We start from the raw sequence: 19505 nt of genomic DNA, 5'->3' as shown, positions 1-19505 counted from the left end.
CTCGAAGGAATCGATCAACAACTGACGTCATTCAACCTGCAAACCAACGCAGCGGATGGTGCATCGGCGCCCGGATCAGCGTCAATATGTCGCTGATGTTCCGCTTGCGATGCCCGCCAACCCAACTGTAGATGGAAAAAACCAGAGCGTCCAGAGAATCTCCGGGCCTGCCGTTGGGCTCTCGCCGCTGGCAGAGATAGCGTAGTATAGCGCCCGCCGCTATCGCCCGGAGGATTGCCTGCATGCTGCTGGATGCCCAGTTCTGGCCCTTTCTGATCGCCATCACCCTGCTCACCATGAGCCCCGGAGTGGATACCCTGCTGGTGATTCGCAACACTGCGCGGGGAGGCGTGCGCGACGGTGTACTGACCAGCCTGGCGATCTGCTGTGGGTTGTTCGTGCACGCCGCGGTGTCGGCGCTGGGGATCTCGCTGATCCTGCTGCAATCGGCCTGGGCCTTTCACCTGCTCAAGCTGGTAGGCGCCGCCTACCTTATCTGGCTTGGTGTTCAGAGCCTGCTCAGCGCACGGCGCGGCGTGGCGCTTCCTGTTGCCGCCATGGGCACCAAGCGCTCGCTGGTGCCAGCCTGGGTACCGCTGCGCGAGGGGCTGCTGTCCAATGTGCTCAACCCCAAGACGGTGGTCTTCTACATGGCTTTTCTGCCGCAGTTCATCGCGCCCAGCGACCCGGCCCTGCTCAAGTCGCTATGGCTGGCCGGGGTGCATTTTTTGATCGCCAACCTGTGGCAGATCGCCATCGTGCTGACGGTAGGGCGCGCCGGCCAGTGGCTGGCCAAGCGCTGGGTGTCGCGCTGCCTGGAGGGCGCCACCGGCACGGTGCTGATCGCCTTCGGCGTCAAGCTGGCCCTGGAGCAGCGTCCGGTTTGATACTGCTATGGACGACGGGCTGCGGCATATCAGCGAGGGGCGCCGGGGATAGGCCGTAGAGAGGGTTCCGATGCCATGGGTGAGGAGGATTCCTCCGAACGGGCTGGCCATGGATGGCCAGCCCCGGTCCTGCAAGCGGAGCAGGATGCGAGAGCGCAGCAGGGCATCGGGAGCGCCTAGGGACAGCTTGTAGCGCCCTCTCGTAGGCCTATCACCGGATCAGCGCCGAGCATGCGGGCTACGCGCTGATGTTTGCCTCATATTGCTCGCAGCGCGAAGCTCAGTTGCGGGCCAGCAGCGAGGCGTCATAGCGCACGTTGCGCTCAGCCGGGGTGAGCATTGCCACGCCGCGGCTGTCGCCGCCGTTGGCCAGGCTCTCGAAGATCACCCGGTAGGCGAGCACCGCCTGCACGTAGTCGCGAGTCTCGCGGAACGGGATGCTCTCGACGAACAGGTCGAACTCCTGCGGCGAATCGCGCAGCCAGCGGTCGACCCGGCCGGGGCCAGCGTTGTAGGCCGCGGCGGCGGCCAGGCGGTTGCCGCTGTAGCGGTTGGTCATGTCGCGGATGTAGGTGCTGCCAAGGCGGATATTGAGCGCCGGGTCGAGCACGCCGTAGGGGCCCGGGTCGCTGATGCCCAGCTGGCGACTGAGCTGGGTGGCGGTGCCGGGCATGAGCTGCATCAGGCCGCGGGCACCGGCCGGCGACAGCGCCTCGGTATTGTAGGCGCTTTCGCGGCGGGCGATGCCCATCAGCAGGTAGGGGTCGACGCCGGTCATGCGCCCCCAGTGCATGAAGTCCTCGCGGAAAGCCTGCGGGAAGCGCCACTCCAGGGCATCCCACATCTGGCCGGTGATGGTGGTCTGCACCAGCTTGGCGTACCAGCCCTGGCGCTGGGCGTAGTCGGCCAGGGCGTGGGCCTCCTGGTTGCTGGCGCGTGCCACGGCGGCATACCACTCGCTGTTGGCCAGGCCCTGCTCGCCGATGCGCATCAGCGCCTCGGTGCGCTGTACCACCGGCCAATTGGCGACTTCCTGGCGGTAGTCGTCGTTGAACGCGGCGCGCTCCATGTTCAGCGCATAGGGCTGGTCGAGGCGGTCGGCGGCGGCGAAGGCGAAGAAATTGCGGCCCTCGGCAGCACGCGCATAAGCTGCGTTGGCCGCCTCGCTGTTGCCCAGCATCTCGTTGCTGCGTGCCAGCCAGTACTGCCAGCGGCTGTCGCTGAGGGTATCCTCGGGCATTCTCTCCAGCCACTGCCGGGCGTCCTGCCAGTCGCGCCGAGCCAGGGCGTTGCGCACGCGCAGCTCATACAGGCTGCCGCTGACCAGCCGCGGCAGGGCCTCGTCGACCCAGGCCAGGTTCTGGCGGACGTCGCGGACCATGGAGTAGAACGCCAGGTCGTGTTCGATGTCGTGGCGGGCGTCGCTGTCGATGCTGAGATGCGGCGCGATCTTGCGCCACGCCTCCAGTGCCGCTTCGGTATCGGCGCGGGTAAAACCGTGCATGGCGGCGGCGAACATCGCGCTGCTGCCGCGCCCCCCGGGGCCGACCTGCGCGGGCACTCGGGTCACCGCTGAGTAGTCGCCGCGCAGCCGCTCTACGGCGTCGCGGGCGTCGTCCCAGTCGCTGCCGAGCAACCGCCCGAGATAGCGCATCAGGCCGCTTTCGCCGTTCTGCCAGGCCAGCATCTTGCGCCCCCAGACGTCCTCGGCGCTGATCTCGCCGCTGGCACGCAGGCGGTCGAACAGGGTGTCGCAGGCCGAGGGCTGGGAGTGCCCGACCATCCACAGTTCGCGACCGCCCTCGGTGGCGGCGGCAGGGTCGCTGCCCAGCAGGGCGGTGTAATAGTAGCACTGGCGTTCGCCGCCACTGGGCACGCCGTCGCTGACCGCCAACAGGCTGCCGAAGCGGCCGGCCTGGCCGTAGCGGGTCTGGGCCTGGCCGCGCATCCATTCGGCCAGCGGCGAGTCGGCGTGACGCTCCATGAAGTCGAGGATCTGCCCCGGCTCGGCCTGGGGCAGGCGCGCGCGCAGGCGATGGTACTCGACGTAGCCGGCCAGCAGGTGGTCGTCGATGCCGGCGGCATCGACGCGGCTCCACTCCTGGTTACGGGCCGCCTCCAGGGCGTCGCGCATGGCCTGGTCGCGGCTCTGGTCGGCGTGAAGTGGCAGGCTGAGTGCCAGGGCGGTAAACAGGGTGACGGCACCCCTGGCGAGACGGATGTGTTGCATGACGGCGGTGCCTCTCGGTGCGTGCGAACTCGACCCGCCTATCCTCGCCGATGCGCCGCCCGCTGAGTAGTGTCGCGCAGCGGCGACAGGGGCGGCTAAGGTCGACGTTGCCGACGCACTGGATTTGACGCTAAATGTTAAGTCATACGTTTGAATACTGGCTGGGGCAGCAATGAATAGTGGCGATGAGCGTACCCCCGAGGCCTGGCAGGCGGCGCTGACGCGCTTCGTCCAGGTGATTCCCCATACCCAGGCACTGGGGCTCGAGGTGATGGAGGTAGCACCGCCCAGGGTGACCATGCGCCTGCCGTGGCACGACGACCTGCTTGGCGACAGCCAGCGTGGGCTGGTCCATGGCGGCGTGCTGAGCATGCTACTGGATACTCTGTGCGGCTCGGCGGTGCTGTGCGGCCTGCCTGAGCCGGAGGTGTGTCCGACACTCGATCTGCGCGTCGACCACTACCGGCCGGCGCTGGCCGGCCACGGCCTGCACGGTGAGGCCTGGGTGGTACGCAGCTCCGAGTCGGTGGTGTTTACCGAGGGGCGCGTCTGGCAGCAGCCGGAACGCATCGTGGCCCGCGGTATCGGCAACTTCGTGCGGCTGGGGCCGCGCAATACGCCGTCGGGCTTTGCCGCGGCGCTGTTTGGAGAGGTGTCGGCGAATGTTTGAGACCTTCACCGCTAGCCAGTGGTTGGCTCACACCCGCGAACATGGCGATCTGGCGGCATGGTTGGCGCTGGTTCCCTATGCCCGGCGTATCGGCGTCAGCGCCGAGGTCGACGACCACGGCGTGCTCTTCCACCTGGCACCGCAGCAGGGCAACGTGGGCAATGTGCTGCTGCCGGCCCTGCACGGCGGGGTCGTGGCAGCCTTCATGGAAACTGCCGCCTCCCTGGATCTGATGCTGGCGACACGCGAGCCGCGGCTGCCCAAGATCATCGACTTCTCCATCGACTTCCTGCAGGCGGCGCGGTTGGCGCCGACCCAGGCGCGTTGTCGGCTGCTGCGTGAAGGCAAGCGCATGGCCAACGTCCAGGTGACCGCATGGCAGCAGAGCGAGGCGCAGCCGGTGGCCACGGCGCGACTGCACTTCGCCCTGGCCGACCCGGACGACGCCTCGCTGATCAACCGCAACGCTTGAAAAGCGCACGCTGAGCCCCATATCACGATCACGTTACGACCTGGCGCCGAGAGGCCGCCTTTTTTCACTGTGATCCTATGAGGGCTCGTTCCATGGCCACTGCCACTCAAGAAGAAACCCTGGGTTTTCAGACCGAGGTCAAGCAGCTACTGCATCTGATGATCCACTCCCTGTACTCCAACCGGGAGATCTTCCTGCGTGAGCTGATTTCCAATGCCGCCGACGCCTGCGACAAGCTGCGCTACGAGGCACTGGACAACGATGCGCTGTACGAGAATGACAGCGAGCTGCGCGTCGAGATCGAGGTCGACGCCGAGGCCAATAGCGTGACCCTGCGCGACACCGGCATCGGCATGAACCGCGACGAGGTGATCAAGAACCTCGGCACCATCGCCCGCAGCGGTACCGCCGAGTTCCTCCAGCAGCTCTCTGGTGAGCAGCAGAAGGACGCCAAGCTGATCGGCCAGTTCGGGGTCGGCTTCTACTCCGGATTCATCGTCGCCGACGAGGTTATCGTGCGTACACGCCGCGCCGACGAGCCCAGCGAGGCCGGCGTCGAGTGGCGCTCCAAGGGCGAGGGCGAGTTCACCATCGGCGAGATCGAGCGTCCCGCCCGCGGGACCGAGATCGTGTTGTACCTCAAGGACGACGCTAAGGAGTTCGCCGACGACTTCCGGCTCAAGAGCCTGATCCGCAAATACTCCGACCATATCGACGTGCCGGTGCGCATGCCCAAGGTCGAGTCCGCCAAGGACGACGACGGCAACCCCATCGAGGGCAGCGACGTCACCACCTGGGAGACCGTCAATGAGGCCACCGCGCTGTGGGTGCGACCCAAGAGCGACCTCAGCGACGACGACTACAAGGCCTTCTACAAGCACGTCGCCCACGACTTCAGCGATCCGCTGACCTGGAGCCACAACAAGGTCGAGGGCAAGCTCGAGTACACCAGCCTGCTCTACGTGCCCGGCCGCGCGCCCTTCGACCTCTACGAGCGCGATGGCGCGCGTGGCGTCAAGCTCTACGTGCAGCGCGTGTTCATCATGGACGACGCCGAGCAGTTCCTGCCGCTCTACCTGCGCTTCATCAAGGGCGTGGTGGACACCAAGGACCTGTCGCTCAACGTCTCCCGCGAGCTGCTGCAGCAGGACCCGCAGGTCGAGAAGATGAAGAGCGCGCTGACCAAGCGCTCGCTGGATATGCTCAAGAAGCTGGCCAAGGACGACGACGCCTACCAGACCTTCTGGAACACCTTCGGCAGCGTGCTCAAGGAGGGCCCCGCCGAGGACTACGCCAACCGCGACAAGATCGCCGGGCTGCTGCGCTTCGCCACCACCCACACCGACAGCACTACCCAGGATCAGTCGCTGGCGGCCTACGTCGAGCGCATGCAGGAAGGCCAGCAGAAGATCTACTACATCGTCGCCGACAGCTTCAATGCAGCCAAGAACAGCCCGCACCTGGAGATCTTCCGCAAGAAGGGCATCGAAGTGCTGCTACTCTCCGATCGCATCGACGAGTGGCTGATGAGCCACCTCACCGAGTTCGATGGCAAGGCCTTCGTCGATGTGGCCAAGGGCGAGCTGGATCTCGGCGAGATCGAAGGCGAGGAGGAGAAGAAGGCCCAGGAGGAGACCGCCAAGGCCAAGGAAGACCTGCTCAAGCGCGTCAAGGAGGCGCTGGGCGAAGAGGTCCAGGAGGTCAAGGTGACCCACCGCCTGACCGACTCGCCGGCCTGCGTGGTACTACCGGAGAACGAGATGGGCTTCCAGATGCGTCGCATCATGGAAGCCGCCGGCCAGCCGTTGCCGGAGGTCAAGCCGATCCTCGAACTCAACCCTGAGCACGCCCTGGTGGGCCGCCTGGAGGGCGCCGAGGGCGAGGCGTTCGGCGACTTGGCGCGGATCCTGCTCGACCAGGCGATCATCGCCGAGGGTGGTCATCTCGACGACCCGGCGGCCTACGTCAAGCGCCTCAACGCGCTGCTCACCGCCTGACATCCCAGACCTCACGTAGTAAGTAAGCATCGATGGCCCCGCCGGCACTACGCTGGCGGGGCCTTCTGCGTCTGGGGCAGCGAATGTCGCACGCGTTGGCTGGGCGGTCGGCAGAGTCGCCGTTCAACGCCTATGCTGCAGTGAATTCCCGCAAGAGGCAGCGCAATGAATCGTCAGGTCGGCCAGACCAAGCTACGCATCTGCGATGCCCGCGACGAGGGTGCGGCGCTGATGATCATCGATGTCCAGCAGGCCATCGACGACACCCGCTACTGGGGCGAGCGCAACAATCCCGAGATGGAGGCGCGGCTGGCCGATCTGCTGGCCTGCTGGCGCGGTGGCAACGGCAATATCGTGCACGTGCGACACTTCTCGCGCACGCCGCGCTCGCCCTATCGTTCGGGCCAGCCCGGTGCCGACTTCAAGGCGTGCGTGATGCCACGACAGGGCGAACGCGTGGTCACCAAGCACGTCAACAGCGCCTTCATCGGCACCGACCTCGAAAGCTGGCTGCGCCGCTACGGCGTGGCGCGTCTGGTCGTGGCCGGTGTCGCCACCGCGCATTCAGTGAGCACCACGGTGCGTCATGCTGCCTGCCTCGACTTCGCCGTCAGCGTGGTCGAGGATGCCTGCGCTACCTTTGCGGTGGAAGATCGCCACGGCCAGCGTTGGCCTGCCGAAGAAGTGCACCGCTTGAACCTGGCACTGCTCGACGGCGAATATGCAGAGATCGCCTCGACCCTGGAGGTCGTCAGGCACTACTGACGGCTCGACCCACAACAATACGCCATCACGCCTAGCTTCGATGACAAGGAGGGGAATGCACGTGAAAATTGGAGCACCCAAGGAGACGTTTGCCGGTGAGGCCCGAGTGGCCTTGACCCCGGAGAGCGCTGGACACATCCACAAGCTCGGCCACGAGTGCCTGGTGGAGCGCGGCGCCGGCCTGGCCGCCGGCTTTGACGACGACGCCTACCGCGAGGCCGGCGTTACCCTGGTCGATAGCGCCGAGGCACTGTGGCGCGAGGCCGAGGTGGTGATCAAGGTGCGCGAGCCGTCGCGGGCCGAGGCCGACCTGCTGCGCGAGGGGCAGACGCTGATCAGCTTCTTCTGGCCGGCCCAGCAGGAGGCGCTGCTGGAGCGCTGCCGGGCTAGCGGCGCCAGCGTGATCGCCATGGACATGGTGCCGCGCATCTCGCGGGCCCAGAAGATGGATGCGCTCTCCTCGATGGCCAATATCGCCGGCTACCGCGCGGTGATCGAGGCCGGCAACAACTTTGGGCGCTTCTTCACCGGTCAGGTGACCGCCGCCGGCAAGGTGCCCCCGGCCAAGGTGCTGATAATCGGCGCCGGGGTGGCGGGGCTCGCCGCCATCGGCACCGCGACCAGCCTGGGCGCGGTGGTACGCGCCTTTGACGTGCGCCCCGAAGTGGCCGAGCAGATCGAATCCATGGGCGCCGAGTTCCTGTTCCTCGACTTCGATGACAGCGCCGACGGTTCCGAGAGCGGCGGCTACGCCAAGCCCTCCAGCCCCGAGTTCCGCGAGAAGCAGCTGGCGCTGTTCCGTGAGCAGGCGCCGGAGGTGGATATCGTCATCACCACCGCGCTGATCCCCGGCCAGCCGGCCCCTAAGCTGTGGCTGGCGGACATGGTCGCGGCAATGAAACCGGGCTCGGTGATCATCGACCTGGCCGCCGAGAAGGGCGGCAACTGCGACCTGACCCAGCCCGACCAGCGGGTGGTCAGCGACAACGGCGTGGTGGTGGTCGGCTATACCGACTTCCCCTCGCGCATGGCGACCCAGGCCTCGCTGCTCTACGCCACCAACGTGCGGCATATGCTCACCGACCTGACGCCGGAGAAGGACGGCGCCATCGTCCACGACATGGAAGATGACGTGATCCGCGGCGCCACGGTGGCCCACCAGGGCGAGGTGACCTTCCCGCCGCCGCCGCCCAAGGTCAAGGCGATTGCCGCGGCCAAACCCAAGCCCAAGGAGAAAGCGCCGACCCCGGAGGAGAAGAAGGCCGCCGAACTTGCCACCTTCAAGGCCCAGACCAAGCGCCAGCTGACGCTGCTCGGCGCCGGCGGGGCGCTGATGCTGCTACTCGGGCAGATCGCCCCGGCGTCGTTCATGCAGCACCTGATCGTCTTCGTGCTGGCCTGCTTCGTCGGTTTTCAGGTGATCTGGAACGTCAGTCATTCGTTGCACACGCCGCTGATGGCAGTCACCAACGCGATCTCGGGGATCATCATCCTCGGCGCGGTGCTGCAGATCGGCTCGGGCAACTGGGTCGTGGTGCTGCTGGCCGCGATCTCGGTGCTGATTGCAACGATCAATATCGTCGGTGGCTTCCTGGTGACACGCCGGATGCTGGCCATGTTCCAGAAATCCTGAGCGGCGGAGACAGACTATGTTGGGTCAAGGATTCGTATCTGCCGCGGCAATTGCGGCGAGTGTACTGTTCATCCTGTCGTTGGGCGGGCTGAGCAATCAAGAAAAAGCCAAGCGGGCAGTGTGGTACGGCATCGTCGGCATGGCGCTGGCGGTGGTGTTCACCGCCCTGGGGCCGGGCATCGGCGCCTACTGGCTAATGATCCCGATGATCGTTGCCGGCGCGGTGATCGGCTGGTGGGTCGCCAAGCGCGTGGCGATGACCGAGATGCCGCAGCTGGTCGCGGCGCTGCACAGCTTCGTCGGCCTGGCCGCGGTGTTCGTGGCCTGGAGCGCCGACCTGGAGCGGCGCCGGGTGCTGGCGGTACGCGCCACCGAAGGGGCGGCCGAGGAGTTCTCGGCCTTCGCCGCGCTGGTCGCCACCAAGGCGCCCGACGAGCTGACCTTCCTGCAGCTCGAAGTGGTATTCGCCATCTTCATCGGTGCGGTGACCTTCACCGGCTCGGTGATCGCCTTCGGCAAGCTGGCCGGCAAGGTCGATGGCAAGCCCAAGCAGCTGCCCGGTGGCCATCTGCTGAATGCCGTGGCGGCGGGGTTGTGCCTGCTGCTGGCGATCGCCTACCTGAACGGCGCCGGTTTCTGGACGCTGCTGGTGCTGGCGGCGCTGTCGTTCTTCATCGGCTATCACCTGATCATGGGCATCGGCGGTGCCGACATGCCGGTGGTGGTATCGATGCTCAACAGCTACTCCGGCTGGGCGGCGGCGGCCATCGGTTTCACGCTCTCCAACGATCTGCTGATCGTTACCGGTGCGCTGGTCGGCTCGAGCGGGGCGATTCTCTCTTACATCATGTGCAAGGCGATGAACCGCAACTTCCTCAGTGTGATCCTCGGCGGCTTTGGCGGCACCAGCGGGCCGGCGGCGGAGATCGAGGGCGAGCAGGTGGCCATCGACGCCGGCGGCGTAGCCGCGGCGCTCAACAGCGCCGACAGCGTGGTCATCGTGCCGGGCTACGGTATGGCGGTGGCCCAGGCCCAGAACGCGGTGAGCGAGTTGACCCGCAAGCTGCGCGCGGCGGGCAAGGAGGTGCGCTTCGCCATTCACCCGGTGGCCGGCCGGTTGCCGGGGCACATGAACGTGCTGCTGGCCGAAGCCAAGGTGCCCTACGATATCGTGCTGGAGATGGACGAGATCAACGACGATTTCCCCGACACCGACGTGGTGATCGTGATCGGCTCCAACGATATCGTCAATCCCGCCGCCCAGGAGGATCCCAACAGCCCCATCGCCGGCATGCCGGTGCTCGAGGTATGGCGCTCGCGGGTGGTGTTCGTGTGCAAGCGTGGCCAGGGTACCGGCTACTCGGGCATCGAGAACCCGCTGTTCTTCAAGGACAACACGCGCATGCTCTACGGCGATGCGCGGGACAGCATCGATACGTTGATCCCGCTGATCGAATAGGCCCCATGCCGCGATCTTTTGCCCACCAACGCCCCTCTCGAGGGGCGTTTTTGGTTACCATGCGGCGTAACGTTAACCTCAATAGGCTCAGAGGCGACCATGTCACAACAACCCACGCGAGTGGCGGTGCTCGGCGGCGGCAGCTTCGGCACTGCCCTGGCCAGCATCGCCGCCGACAACGGCTGTGCGGTGCGCCAGTGGCTGCGCGACGCGGCACTGGCCGAGGAGATCAACCGCGACCAGCGCAACTCGCGCTACCTGCCGGACTACGCCATCAACCCCGCGGTGCACGCCAGCAGCGATATGGCCGAGGTGCTCGACGCCGCCGAGCTGGTGCTGGTGGCGATCCCCTCCAAGGCGTTTCGCGAGGTGGTGCGCCAGGCGCGCCCCTACTTGAATGCCGAGCAGATCCTGGTGAGTACCACCAAGGGCATCCAGGAGGAGGGGTTCAAGCTGATGAGCCAGATCCTCGAGGAGGAGACTGGCTTTGGCCATATCGGCGTGCTCTCGGGGCCCAACCTGGCCTCCGAGGTGGCGCAAAAGCAGCTCACCGCCACGGTAATCGCCAGCGATGACCCGCTGACCCGCGCGCGGGTGCAGAGCGTGCTCGGCTGCGACTACTTTCGGGTCTATGCCAGCAATGACCGCTACGGGGTCGAGCTGGGCGGCGCGCTCAAGAACATCTATGCCATCGCCGCCGGCATGGCCGCGGCGCTCGGCATGGGTGAGAACACCCGCAGTATGCTGATGACCCGGGCGTTGGCCGAGATGAGTCGCTTCGCCGTGGAGGAGGGCGCCAACCCCATGACCTTTCTTGGGTTGGCCGGCGTCGGGGATCTCATCGTCACCTGCTCGTCGAACCTGTCGCGCAACTACCGGGTCGGCCATGCGCTGGGCGAGGGGCGCACCCTGGACGAGGCCGTCGAGGCACTGGGCCAGGTCGCCGAGGGCGTTAACACCGTGCGCCTGGTGCGCGACAAGGCCAACGCCGAAGGCATCTACATGCCGTTGGCCGAAGGCCTCTACCAGGTGCTGTTCAACGACGTACCGGCGCGTCAGATGGCCAAGATGCTGATGCAGGGCGAGCAGAGCAGCGACGTGGAGTTCATCCTCTCCCGCGAGGACGTCAAGCAGGCACGCCGCCGGGAGGCCAAGGATGGCGATTGAACGACTGTGGATCATGCGCCATGGCGAAGCCGGCCGTGGCGTGCCGGATGCCGCGCGCCGCCTTACGTCGCGCGGTGAGGCTGAAGTGCAGCGTATGGCCGCCTGGCTGGCCGATGAGCTGAGCGACGCCGAGCGCCAGGCGCTACGCATCGTCGCCAGCCCCTTCACCCGCGCCCAGCAGAGTGCCGCGCTGGTCGCCGAGACGCTGGGTGGCGAGCTCGACACGCTGGACTGCATCACGCCGGACGACGCGCCAATGGTGGTCATCGATTGGCTGCAGGCCAATGCCGGCCGGCCGCTGCTGCTGGTCAGCCATATGCCGCTGGTCGGCGAGCTGACCGCCTGCCTTGTCGAGGGGCCGCGCGGCCGGGGGCTGGGCTTCGCCACGGCGGCGGTAGCCAGCCTCGAGGCGGAAGTGTGGGCTACCGGCTGTGCCACTCTGCGCGGCCTGACGATGCCGGGTGAGCTGCGCTGAGCGCCTCTTCTTCCAGGCTTGAACTTTAGTCGGAAATTGCTGCATCCCGCTTGTTCGCCATCGCCAAAGTCTTTAGCTTGTATGTTGTATGATGTATGACACCGACAAGGATCGGCGGTCGATGAAAACCGGGGGCGCTCAGCCTCCAGAGCAAGAGGGCAGACGGGTGACGTTTTCCAACCAAGCAGTGAAACGTGCAGTAGGCGATGGGCTGTTATCGTTCCCCATCACCGATTTCGATGAGCAAGGCCGCTTCGACGAGGCGAGCTATCGTGAGCGCCTGGCGTGGTTCATCGGCCACGATATCTCTGCGGTCTTCGTCGCCGGTGGCACGGGGGAGTTCTTCAACCTGTCACTCGATGAATTCCGTCGAGTGGTCAAGGCAGCGGTCGAAGTGGTCGATGGCAAGCTGCCGGTGATCGCCAGCGCTGGCCTGAGCGTGGAAACCGGCAAGGCCTTTGCTAAGGCCGCGGAAGAGGCGGGCGCCGACGGTATTCTGTTGATGCCGCCCTATTTGACCGAGTGCCCGCAGGATGGCCTAGTCGAATACGCCAAGCAGATCTGCGACTCGACCTCGCTGGCGATGATCTACTACAACCGCGGCAACGGCATTCTCAATGCCGAGTCGGCGCAGACGCTGGCCGACCAGTGTTCCAACCTGGTAGGCCTCAAGGATGGCAAGGGTGACATCCAACTGCTCAACAAGATCGTCAAGACGGTGGGTGACCGGCTGGTCTATGTCGGCGGCGTACCGACCGCCGAGATCTTCGCCGAGGCCTATCTCTCGATTGGGGTGAACACCTACTCTTCTGCGGTATTCAACTTCGTGCCTGACATGGCCGTGACCTTCTACAAGGCGCTGCGCAACGGCGATAGCGCAACGGTCAAGCGGATCACCAACGACTTCTTCATACCCTTTGTGGACCTACGGGATCGCAAGGCGGGCTATGCCGTCAGCCTGATCAAGGCCGGGGCGGCAATCATCGGCAGGCCGGCGGGCAATGTAAGAGCGCCGCTGGAAATGCCGAGTAACGCTGAAGTCGAACATTTAAAAGATCTTGTCCAGCGCTGTTCATAAGTTCCAGGGCGTCGGTTGTGGAGGTCTTGAAATGGCCTGTAAAACTTCCCAGGTGAAAATATGATTGATGCGGGTAATTCAACACCAGTTATTACAGAGTACAGAGTGGTTCCAGTCGCCGGACGCGACAGCATGCTGCTGAATATTGGTGGTGCTCATTCGCCTTTCTTTACTAGAAATATTTTGATATTGAAAGATAGCTCTGGAAATGTTGGTATCGGTGAAGCTCCTGGCGGTGAGGTGATTCAACGCTCTCTTGAAAAGGCAGAATCATTCGTCGTTGGTAGCTCTCTAGGCAGAGTGAAAAAAGTGGTCGCCTCACTCAATAAGGATGGCCAGAATAAAGATTATGAAGATTTTGGCCAAGGCGCCTGGACATTCGAACTGAGGGTGAATGCGGTTGCTGCGCTAGAGGCCGCATTACTCGATCTCCTGGGGAAGCATCTAGGTGTACCGGCTGCGGAGTTGCTAGGGGATGGGAAGCAGCGCGACCATGTGGAGGTGCTAGGTTACTTGTTCTTTATTGGAGAGCGGCAGGCGACCCCGCTTGAATATCGGGCAGGGAGCGCCAGCCAGCAGCATGAGTGGTATCGACTGCGTGATGAAAAAGCCCTTACGTCATCAACAGTAATCGAGCTTGCACAGGCTGCCCAGGATCGCTATGGGTTCCGAGATTTCAAGTTGAAGGGAGGCGTGCTTCCTGGAGCTGAAGAGATAGAGATAGTCACTGAGTTATCTCAGGCATTTCCCGAGGCGCGCACTACAGTCGACCCTAATGGCGCCTGGTCGCTGCAGGAGGCGATAGCACTGTGCCGAAATCTCAAGGATATCTTGGCGTATGTTGAAGACCCTTGTGGGGCAGAGCAAGGGTTCTCAGGGCGAGAAATATTGGCAGAATTTCGTCATGCGACAGGAATGCCCATTGCCACCAATATGGTAGCTACCAATTGGCGAGAAATGGCGCATGCGTTAATGCTCAGATCCGTAGATATCCCACTGGCAGATCCGCATTTCTGGACACTATCCGGTGCCATAAGGGTCTCCCAGCTATGTGCAGATCATGGCATGACATGGGGCTCTCACTCGAATAACCATTTTGATATATCACTCGCCATGTTTGCCCAGGTGGGCGCGGCAGCCATAGGGAATACTACGGCGTTGGATACACACTGGATATGGCAAGAGGGCGATAGCCGACTAACCCTGGATCCGCCAGAGATCGTCAACGGGAAGCTGGCGGTTAGTGATAAGCCGGGATTAGGTGTCGATATTGATATGTCAGCAATAGAGGAGGCGCATAAGCTTTATAACAATTTACCAAGTGGCGCTCGTGATGACGCTACTGCAATGAAGTACCTGATTGAAGGATGGACTTTCGATCCCAAGAAGCCAGCTTTGGTTCGCTAAAGGTTGACTAACAAGCTCAATAAAGGGGAGTGACATGAAAAAAAGTATCGTCAGTATTGCGACTGCATTTACCGTATTGGCTGCGGCTAGTGCAATGGCTGAATATCCTGAGAAGAATATAGAAGTGATTGTGCCTTTCTCTGCTGGAGGTGGAAACGACACTTTTGTCAGGGCACTTCAGCCATTGCTCGAGGAAAAGCTGGATACCGATATTGTGGTTCGCAATATCGCCGGTGGTGGTGGCGCTGTAGGCCTCACTCGGGCAGTGGCATCCGATCCAGATGGCTATACCCTCGCTGCAGCAAGTAATGCATTGCAGACTTTGGAAGCGATGGGGAATGTTGCATTCACCAGCGAAGACTTCGACTTTATAGCCAAGGTTCTGGAAGAGCCTTATGTTGTTGCTGTCAGCGGGGACAGTGAATTTGACAGCCTCGAGGCTATGGTTACTGCTGCACAGGAGGGCAGGTCTGTACAGGTTGGTGTATCTGGCGTTGGTTCGTCAGCGCACATTGCTGCCGTCGCCTTCTCCGATGCCGCCGATGTTGAATTCAACATCATTCCTTATCCAGGAGGCTCGGAAACGATTTCTGCTGCGATGGGGGGGCACGTTGATGGGGTAGTGTTGGGTGGTGCGGAGCTTCGCTCACCACTGCAATCAGGACGTCTCAAGGCGCTTGGGATGTCGTATGAGGAGCGCAGCGATTCACTGCCTGACGTCCCGACGTTCAAAGAGGAGGGCTATGACCTTTCATTGACTGTTTGGCGCGGAATTGCAGGGCCAAAGGGGCTGCCTGACAATGTCAAGGAAACGTGGGTGAGTGCCATTGAAGAAATCATGGCAGAGGGATCCTTCCAGGAAACTGCTGACAACCTTGGGTTAGACATTGCCCCTCTCTATGGCGATGAACTTGATGAATTCATCACCACCTCTGCACAGATCATGCGAGAGGCTGCAGGCGATCTTGCACAGTAATTCTTTTGGAGCTTGACTGATGGATAGAGATACTGGAAAACCCTTGTTCGATATTTTCCTCTTGGTGGCATCAGGAATTGGCTTTTATTATGCTACTACTCTTCCATCGATCACATCGGCGGGAGGTATCACTCCCGCCTTTTTTCCAAAACTACTGTCAGGGCTGATATTCGTTTGTGCGGTGCCCTGTTTCATCCGCGATAGCCTGGAATGGCTATCGCAGCAGCGGGAGCGTGATTATAAGGATGAGGGCGTACGCGGTGATGGACCTAAAAGCGCCGTGGCTCAATGGTTTTTTATCATGGTGCTTATTATAGGCTACGCTCTCATATTCGAACGTTTGGGCTATTTGGTGAGTACTACCTTATTCTGCTTTTTAGCAGTGCTTGGCATGGTCGTGTTGAGCGGAGAGTTCTCTAACATGAGTTCTGTTGAGAAGTTGAAAAGTGGCTTGAGTTACCTCGTGTTCTCTATCATATTGTCTTCTTCTATATTCTTTATTTTTACAGCCCTATTTAATATTCCGCTGCCAAACTAGTCTGGAGGCTTTCCCATGCTTGCTGGATATATAGAAGGTCTCTCAATGGTTTTTCAATTCGGTACTCTGCTGGCGATTGCCGGCGGTACCTTGTTGGGGATCATCATGGGGGTATTGCCTGGCTTGACATCAGCCATGGCCATTGCACTACTGCTGCCTGTTACATTCGGGATGCCCCCGGTGATGGGGATCGGAATGCTGTTAGGAGCCCTGTGTGGGGCTGGTGTGAGTGGCTCTATTCCTGCGATTCTATTGAATATTCCCGGAACGCCCTCATCTGTTGCTACGACTTTCGATGGTTATCCCATGGCCCAGAAAGGCGAAGCGGGACGAGCCTTGGGGTTGGCTATAGTCGCTTCTTTCGTAGGCGGGGTGGCCAGTATGATCATCCTCAGCCTGCTGGCTCCACCAATTGCTGAGTTCGCCCTCAGATTCGGTGCTGCAGAATATTTTTCCTTGAGTATTTTTGGTCTGGTAATCATTGCATCAGTGGCCGGTAAATCTCTTCTCAAGGGTTTGATTGCAGGTCTGATTGGATTTTTTGCCTCGACCATAGGGACTGATCCAATTGTCGGCGTGGATCGCTTTACCTTTGGTCAGCTGTCGTTGCTGACAGGGATCAACATTCTTCCGGCCTTGATTGGTTTGTTCGCCATTTCTCAGATATTGAAGAATGCTTTTGAGTATGATCCTGCCGAAAAGATTACAGCAGGCAGGCATAAGATTGACCTTGCACGCCCCAGATTCGTCGAGACATTTCGTAATTGGCGCGCATTGCTGGCGGGGATTGGGTCAGGCTCTGTCGTTGGCCCGGTTCCTGGTGCAGGCGGTAGCATCGCGTCACTTGTTGCTTATGACCAAGCACGTCGCTTTTCTAAGCACCCTGAGAAGTTCGGTACCGGACATAGCGCTGGTATCGTATCCGTCGAAAGTGCCAATAATGCCTTGCTGGGCGGTGCTCTCATACCGACTCTGGCGTTGGGCATTCCTGGTGAGGCAGCAACAGCTGTATTGCTGGGTGGGTTGATGATCCAAGGTATCACGCCAGGTCCGATGTTGTTCGCGGATCAGAGTGGGACTATATATGGAATTTTCCTGGCCTATCTCGTGGCAAACTTTGCGATGCTGCTCATCATGTGTCTGGGCATAAAAGTCTTTGTGAAAGTACTCATGGTGCCCAGGAAGCAGTTGCTGGCTGCGATCGTGGTTTTTTGCTTCATCGGTGTCTATGCGGTCGATGGTGATGTGTTCAATATATATCTGATGCTGGCGTTTGGTGTGCTTGGATATTTTCTGAACCGATATGGCTTCGGTACCGCTCCCGTTATATTGGGTTTGATTCTTGGGCCTATTGCTGAGTCAAATCTTCGCCGTGGACTACAAACCTTTCAGGGGGACTGGACGCCATTCTTTACTAGGCCATTAAGTGTGATTTTTCTTGGGGTGGCATTGCTGCTTTTGGTAGCCACTCTTTGGCAAAATTATCGTACGTCTAAGAAAGAAAAGGAAAGAAAAATGATACACGATGAAAATGGTATGGAGCGCCATACATCATGAGTGCCATTGTTTCTTTGGATGCTTTGTACGACACGATTGAGCGTGCATTGTCACGGGCCGGTGTGTCTGCTGAAGATGCTGCCGTCTGTGCAAGGATACATGCAGAAAGCACCAGGGATGGTGTTGCATCGCACGGGATTAACCGTATCCCCAGACTGATTGACTATATCAAGCGAGGCTGGGTGAACCCCTATACAAGTTTGTCGCTCATCCATTCTATGGGGACAATCGAGAGTTATGATGGAGGGTTCGGGCTGGGCGTCGGGAATGCAATGCTGGCTACCCAGCGCGCCATGGAATTGGCGCGCGTTCACGGGGTTGGAATCGTGACGATACGCGATACGACTCATTGGATGCGAGGTGGGAGCTATGCCTGGCATGCGGTGGAACAAGGTTTTTCTGCCATCATGTGGACGAATACTGAGTCCTGCATGCCGGCATGGGGGGCTGTCGAGCAGAGTATAGGCAACAATCCACTGGTCATTGCCGTTCCCGGCGATCCAGTTCCGTTGGTACTGGATATAGCGATGTCGCAATTCTCCTATGGCCGATTGGCATCGACCGCTGAGCGAGGAGAGTCGCTACCTGTCGATGGGGGCTTTGATGTCGATGGTGACTTGAGCCGTGACCCCAAGGCAATCCAGTCGTCACGACGCTTGCTCCCCATGGGATATTGGAAAGGCTCCGGCCTTGCCATTCTCTTGGATGCCATGGCGGCGATGCTAGCTCAAGGACGAAGCGGTCACCGCATCGATGAATTGCAACGCGGGAGTGGTACTGGCTGTTGCCAAGTATTCATGGTCTTCGATCCTGAACACCTAGGCGGTCGTCAGATGTGCAATGAGTTGGTTGACGGCATGACGTCACACTTGTCGTCACTGGCACCGGACGCCCCTGACGGTAGCGTTCGCTGGCCGGGTGCTTCAACCTTCCAGCGTCGGGTTGGAGATAGTCAGGTCATCCGCGTCAGCGAAGAGATTTGGCAACAGATCAGAGCGTTAGCTGGCGATTGACTCCCACGCATACCGAGCATTTCGGAGGGCGATGCATAGCCTCTTTAGCTGCTACAATAGTATGACATCATACTTTGTGGGGCGGCGCCCGATTCATGAACAGGGAAACGACTATGGCAAGCAGTGTTGCCGGACTGAATCTACGCAAGGTTACCCGAGAGGGAAGTCTGTCCGTGCATGTGGCTGACCAGCTGGAGTCTCTTATTACCGAGGGCAAGGTGGCGGTGGGCGAGAAGCTGCCCACCGAGAACAGCCTGTGCGACTCCTTCGGTGTCAGCCGCACGGTGATAAGAGAAGCGATCACCCATCTCAAGTCGCTCGGCCTGGTGGAAACCCGTCGTGGTGTAGGCACGACGGTGCTGCGTGCCACGACGGTTGAAGCCAAGCCGGCCGAGAGCATCAGTGCCACCACGGTCGAGGACATCCTGCATGTGCTCGAACTGCGCCTGGCACTGGAGCCGGCCGCTGCCGAGCTGGCCGCCGAGCGTCATGACGATGCCGATCGCGTCTTGCTAGAGTCATCGCATGCGGCCTTTATCAAGGCGCATGCCGAGAAGAGCCAGGCGCGCGTCGAGGACTACGAATTCCATCACGCCATCGCCAAGGCGACCAAGAACCCGTTTTACAACAGCTTTTTCGAGCAGTTGAGCCAGAGCGTGATTCCACGTGCCAAGCTGCTCAGCATCGAGATCAACCCCGATGCCTCATCGCGCTACCTCGAACGGGTGCAGGAAGAGCATGCCTACATTCTGGAGGCGATCCTCTCGCGTGACGCCGAGGCGGCACGCGAGACGATGTACCAGCACCTCAATCGGGCGCGCAACATGTATGCCAAATACCGCGATCAATGAAAGGAGAACATGATGTCACTGGAGGGTAAGCTCCTCATCGGCCAGCAGGCCGTCAGCGGCGAGCGCGCCGAGATCCGCGCTACCAATCCCGCCACCGGCGAGGCCCTCGAGCCGGTCTACCGTGGCGGCAGCCAGGCCGAGGTCGAGCGCGCCTGTGAACTCGCCGAGGCGGCCTTCGACGCCTACCGCGAGACCACGCTCGAGGAGCGCGCGACCTTTCTCGAGACCATTGCCAGCGAGATCGAGGCCATCGGCGATGAGCTGACCCAGCGCGGCATGGCCGAGACCGGCCTGCCCCAGGCGCGCCTCGAGGGCGAGCGCGGCCGCACC

At 61.5% G+C, this 19505-nt stretch carries 18 protein-coding genes; 17 read left to right on the top strand and 1 reads right to left on the bottom strand.

The window, feature by feature from the left end:
* The first annotated feature begins 242 nt into the window (after positions 1-242).
* Positions 243-887 carry a LysE family translocator gene (locus CK498_RS04075; protein ID WP_095619605.1) on the top strand — a complete coding sequence of 215 codons (645 nt, stop codon included), beginning with the start codon at positions 243-245 and terminating at the stop codon, positions 885-887.
* A gap of 280 nt (positions 888-1167) precedes the next feature.
* Here the strand turns inward: CK498_RS04075 and CK498_RS04070 are convergent, their stop codons facing one another.
* On the bottom strand, positions 1168-3117 hold the full coding sequence (locus CK498_RS04070) for a transglycosylase SLT domain-containing protein (RefSeq protein WP_095619604.1): 1950 nt from the start codon (positions 3115-3117) through the stop codon (positions 1168-1170).
* 172 nt (positions 3118-3289) lie between these two features.
* Between CK498_RS04070 and CK498_RS04065 the strand changes: the two genes are divergently transcribed.
* From CK498_RS04065 to CK498_RS03990, 16 genes are all read left to right on the top strand, one after another.
* Complete coding sequence (locus CK498_RS04065) at positions 3290-3787, top strand: PaaI family thioesterase (RefSeq protein ID WP_095619603.1); 498 nt, start codon at positions 3290-3292, stop codon at positions 3785-3787.
* Complete coding sequence (locus CK498_RS04060; RefSeq protein WP_095619602.1) at positions 3780-4259, top strand: PaaI family thioesterase; 480 nt, start codon at positions 3780-3782, stop codon at positions 4257-4259. Before CK498_RS04065 ends, CK498_RS04060 begins: the two co-directional genes overlap by 8 nt.
* A gap of 92 nt (positions 4260-4351) precedes the next feature.
* Positions 4352-6256 (top strand): molecular chaperone HtpG, encoded by a 1905-nt coding sequence (gene htpG, locus CK498_RS04055; protein WP_095619601.1) that lies wholly within the window; start codon positions 4352-4354, stop codon positions 6254-6256.
* A gap of 165 nt (positions 6257-6421) precedes the next feature.
* A complete protein-coding gene (locus CK498_RS04050) occupies positions 6422-7021 on the top strand; it encodes a cysteine hydrolase family protein (protein ID WP_095619600.1) in 600 nt (199 codons plus the stop codon).
* 61 nt (positions 7022-7082) lie between these two features.
* Positions 7083-8654 carry a Re/Si-specific NAD(P)(+) transhydrogenase subunit alpha gene (locus CK498_RS04045; RefSeq protein WP_095620220.1) on the top strand — a complete coding sequence of 524 codons (1572 nt, stop codon included), beginning with the start codon at positions 7083-7085 and terminating at the stop codon, positions 8652-8654.
* Positions 8655-8670: 16 nt separating this feature from the next.
* Positions 8671-10113: an NAD(P)(+) transhydrogenase (Re/Si-specific) subunit beta gene (locus CK498_RS04040; RefSeq protein ID WP_095619599.1), complete on the top strand. Its 1443-nt coding sequence runs from the start codon at positions 8671-8673 to the stop codon at positions 10111-10113.
* 99 nt (positions 10114-10212) lie between these two features.
* Complete coding sequence (locus tag CK498_RS04035) at positions 10213-11280, top strand: NAD(P)H-dependent glycerol-3-phosphate dehydrogenase (protein WP_095619598.1); 1068 nt, start codon at positions 10213-10215, stop codon at positions 11278-11280.
* Positions 11270-11755, top strand: a complete 486-nt coding sequence (gene sixA, locus CK498_RS04030; protein ID WP_095619597.1) for a phosphohistidine phosphatase SixA — start codon at positions 11270-11272, stop codon at positions 11753-11755. Before CK498_RS04035 ends, sixA begins: the two co-directional genes overlap by 11 nt.
* Before the next feature lie 166 nt (positions 11756-11921).
* Positions 11922-12833 carry a 5-dehydro-4-deoxyglucarate dehydratase gene (gene kdgD, locus CK498_RS04025; protein ID WP_095619596.1) on the top strand — a complete coding sequence of 304 codons (912 nt, stop codon included), beginning with the start codon at positions 11922-11924 and terminating at the stop codon, positions 12831-12833.
* Between the two features lie 60 nt (positions 12834-12893).
* Complete coding sequence (locus CK498_RS04020; RefSeq protein ID WP_095619595.1) at positions 12894-14240, top strand: enolase C-terminal domain-like protein; 1347 nt, start codon at positions 12894-12896, stop codon at positions 14238-14240.
* Between the two features lie 34 nt (positions 14241-14274).
* Positions 14275-15216 (top strand): Bug family tripartite tricarboxylate transporter substrate binding protein, encoded by a 942-nt coding sequence (locus CK498_RS04015; protein ID WP_095619594.1) that lies wholly within the window; start codon positions 14275-14277, stop codon positions 15214-15216.
* Between the two features lie 19 nt (positions 15217-15235).
* Positions 15236-15754 carry a tripartite tricarboxylate transporter TctB family protein gene (locus CK498_RS04010; protein ID WP_095619593.1) on the top strand — a complete coding sequence of 173 codons (519 nt, stop codon included), beginning with the start codon at positions 15236-15238 and terminating at the stop codon, positions 15752-15754.
* Between the two features lie 15 nt (positions 15755-15769).
* Complete coding sequence (locus tag CK498_RS04005; RefSeq protein ID WP_095619592.1) at positions 15770-17311, top strand: tripartite tricarboxylate transporter permease; 1542 nt, start codon at positions 15770-15772, stop codon at positions 17309-17311.
* Positions 17308-18324: a 3-dehydro-L-gulonate 2-dehydrogenase gene (gene yiaK / locus CK498_RS04000; RefSeq protein ID WP_095619591.1), complete on the top strand. Its 1017-nt coding sequence runs from the start codon at positions 17308-17310 to the stop codon at positions 18322-18324. Before CK498_RS04005 ends, yiaK begins: the two co-directional genes overlap by 4 nt.
* A 179-nt stretch (positions 18325-18503) precedes the next feature.
* Positions 18504-19175, top strand: a complete 672-nt coding sequence (locus CK498_RS03995) for a FadR/GntR family transcriptional regulator (RefSeq protein WP_229358994.1) — start codon at positions 18504-18506, stop codon at positions 19173-19175.
* A gap of 12 nt (positions 19176-19187) precedes the next feature.
* Positions 19188-19505, top strand: a 318-nt coding sequence (locus CK498_RS03990; RefSeq protein ID WP_141246911.1) for an aldehyde dehydrogenase family protein, incomplete at its 3' end; no start/stop codon positions are given.

The sequence above is a fragment of the Halomonas salipaludis genome (genome assembly GCF_002286975.1).
In the GTDB taxonomy this organism is placed as follows: Bacteria; Pseudomonadota; Gammaproteobacteria; order Pseudomonadales; family Halomonadaceae; genus Franzmannia; species Franzmannia salipaludis.
The sequence above is the reverse complement of the archived record's forward strand: the minus strand, read 5'-3'. Positions and strand labels throughout refer to the sequence as shown.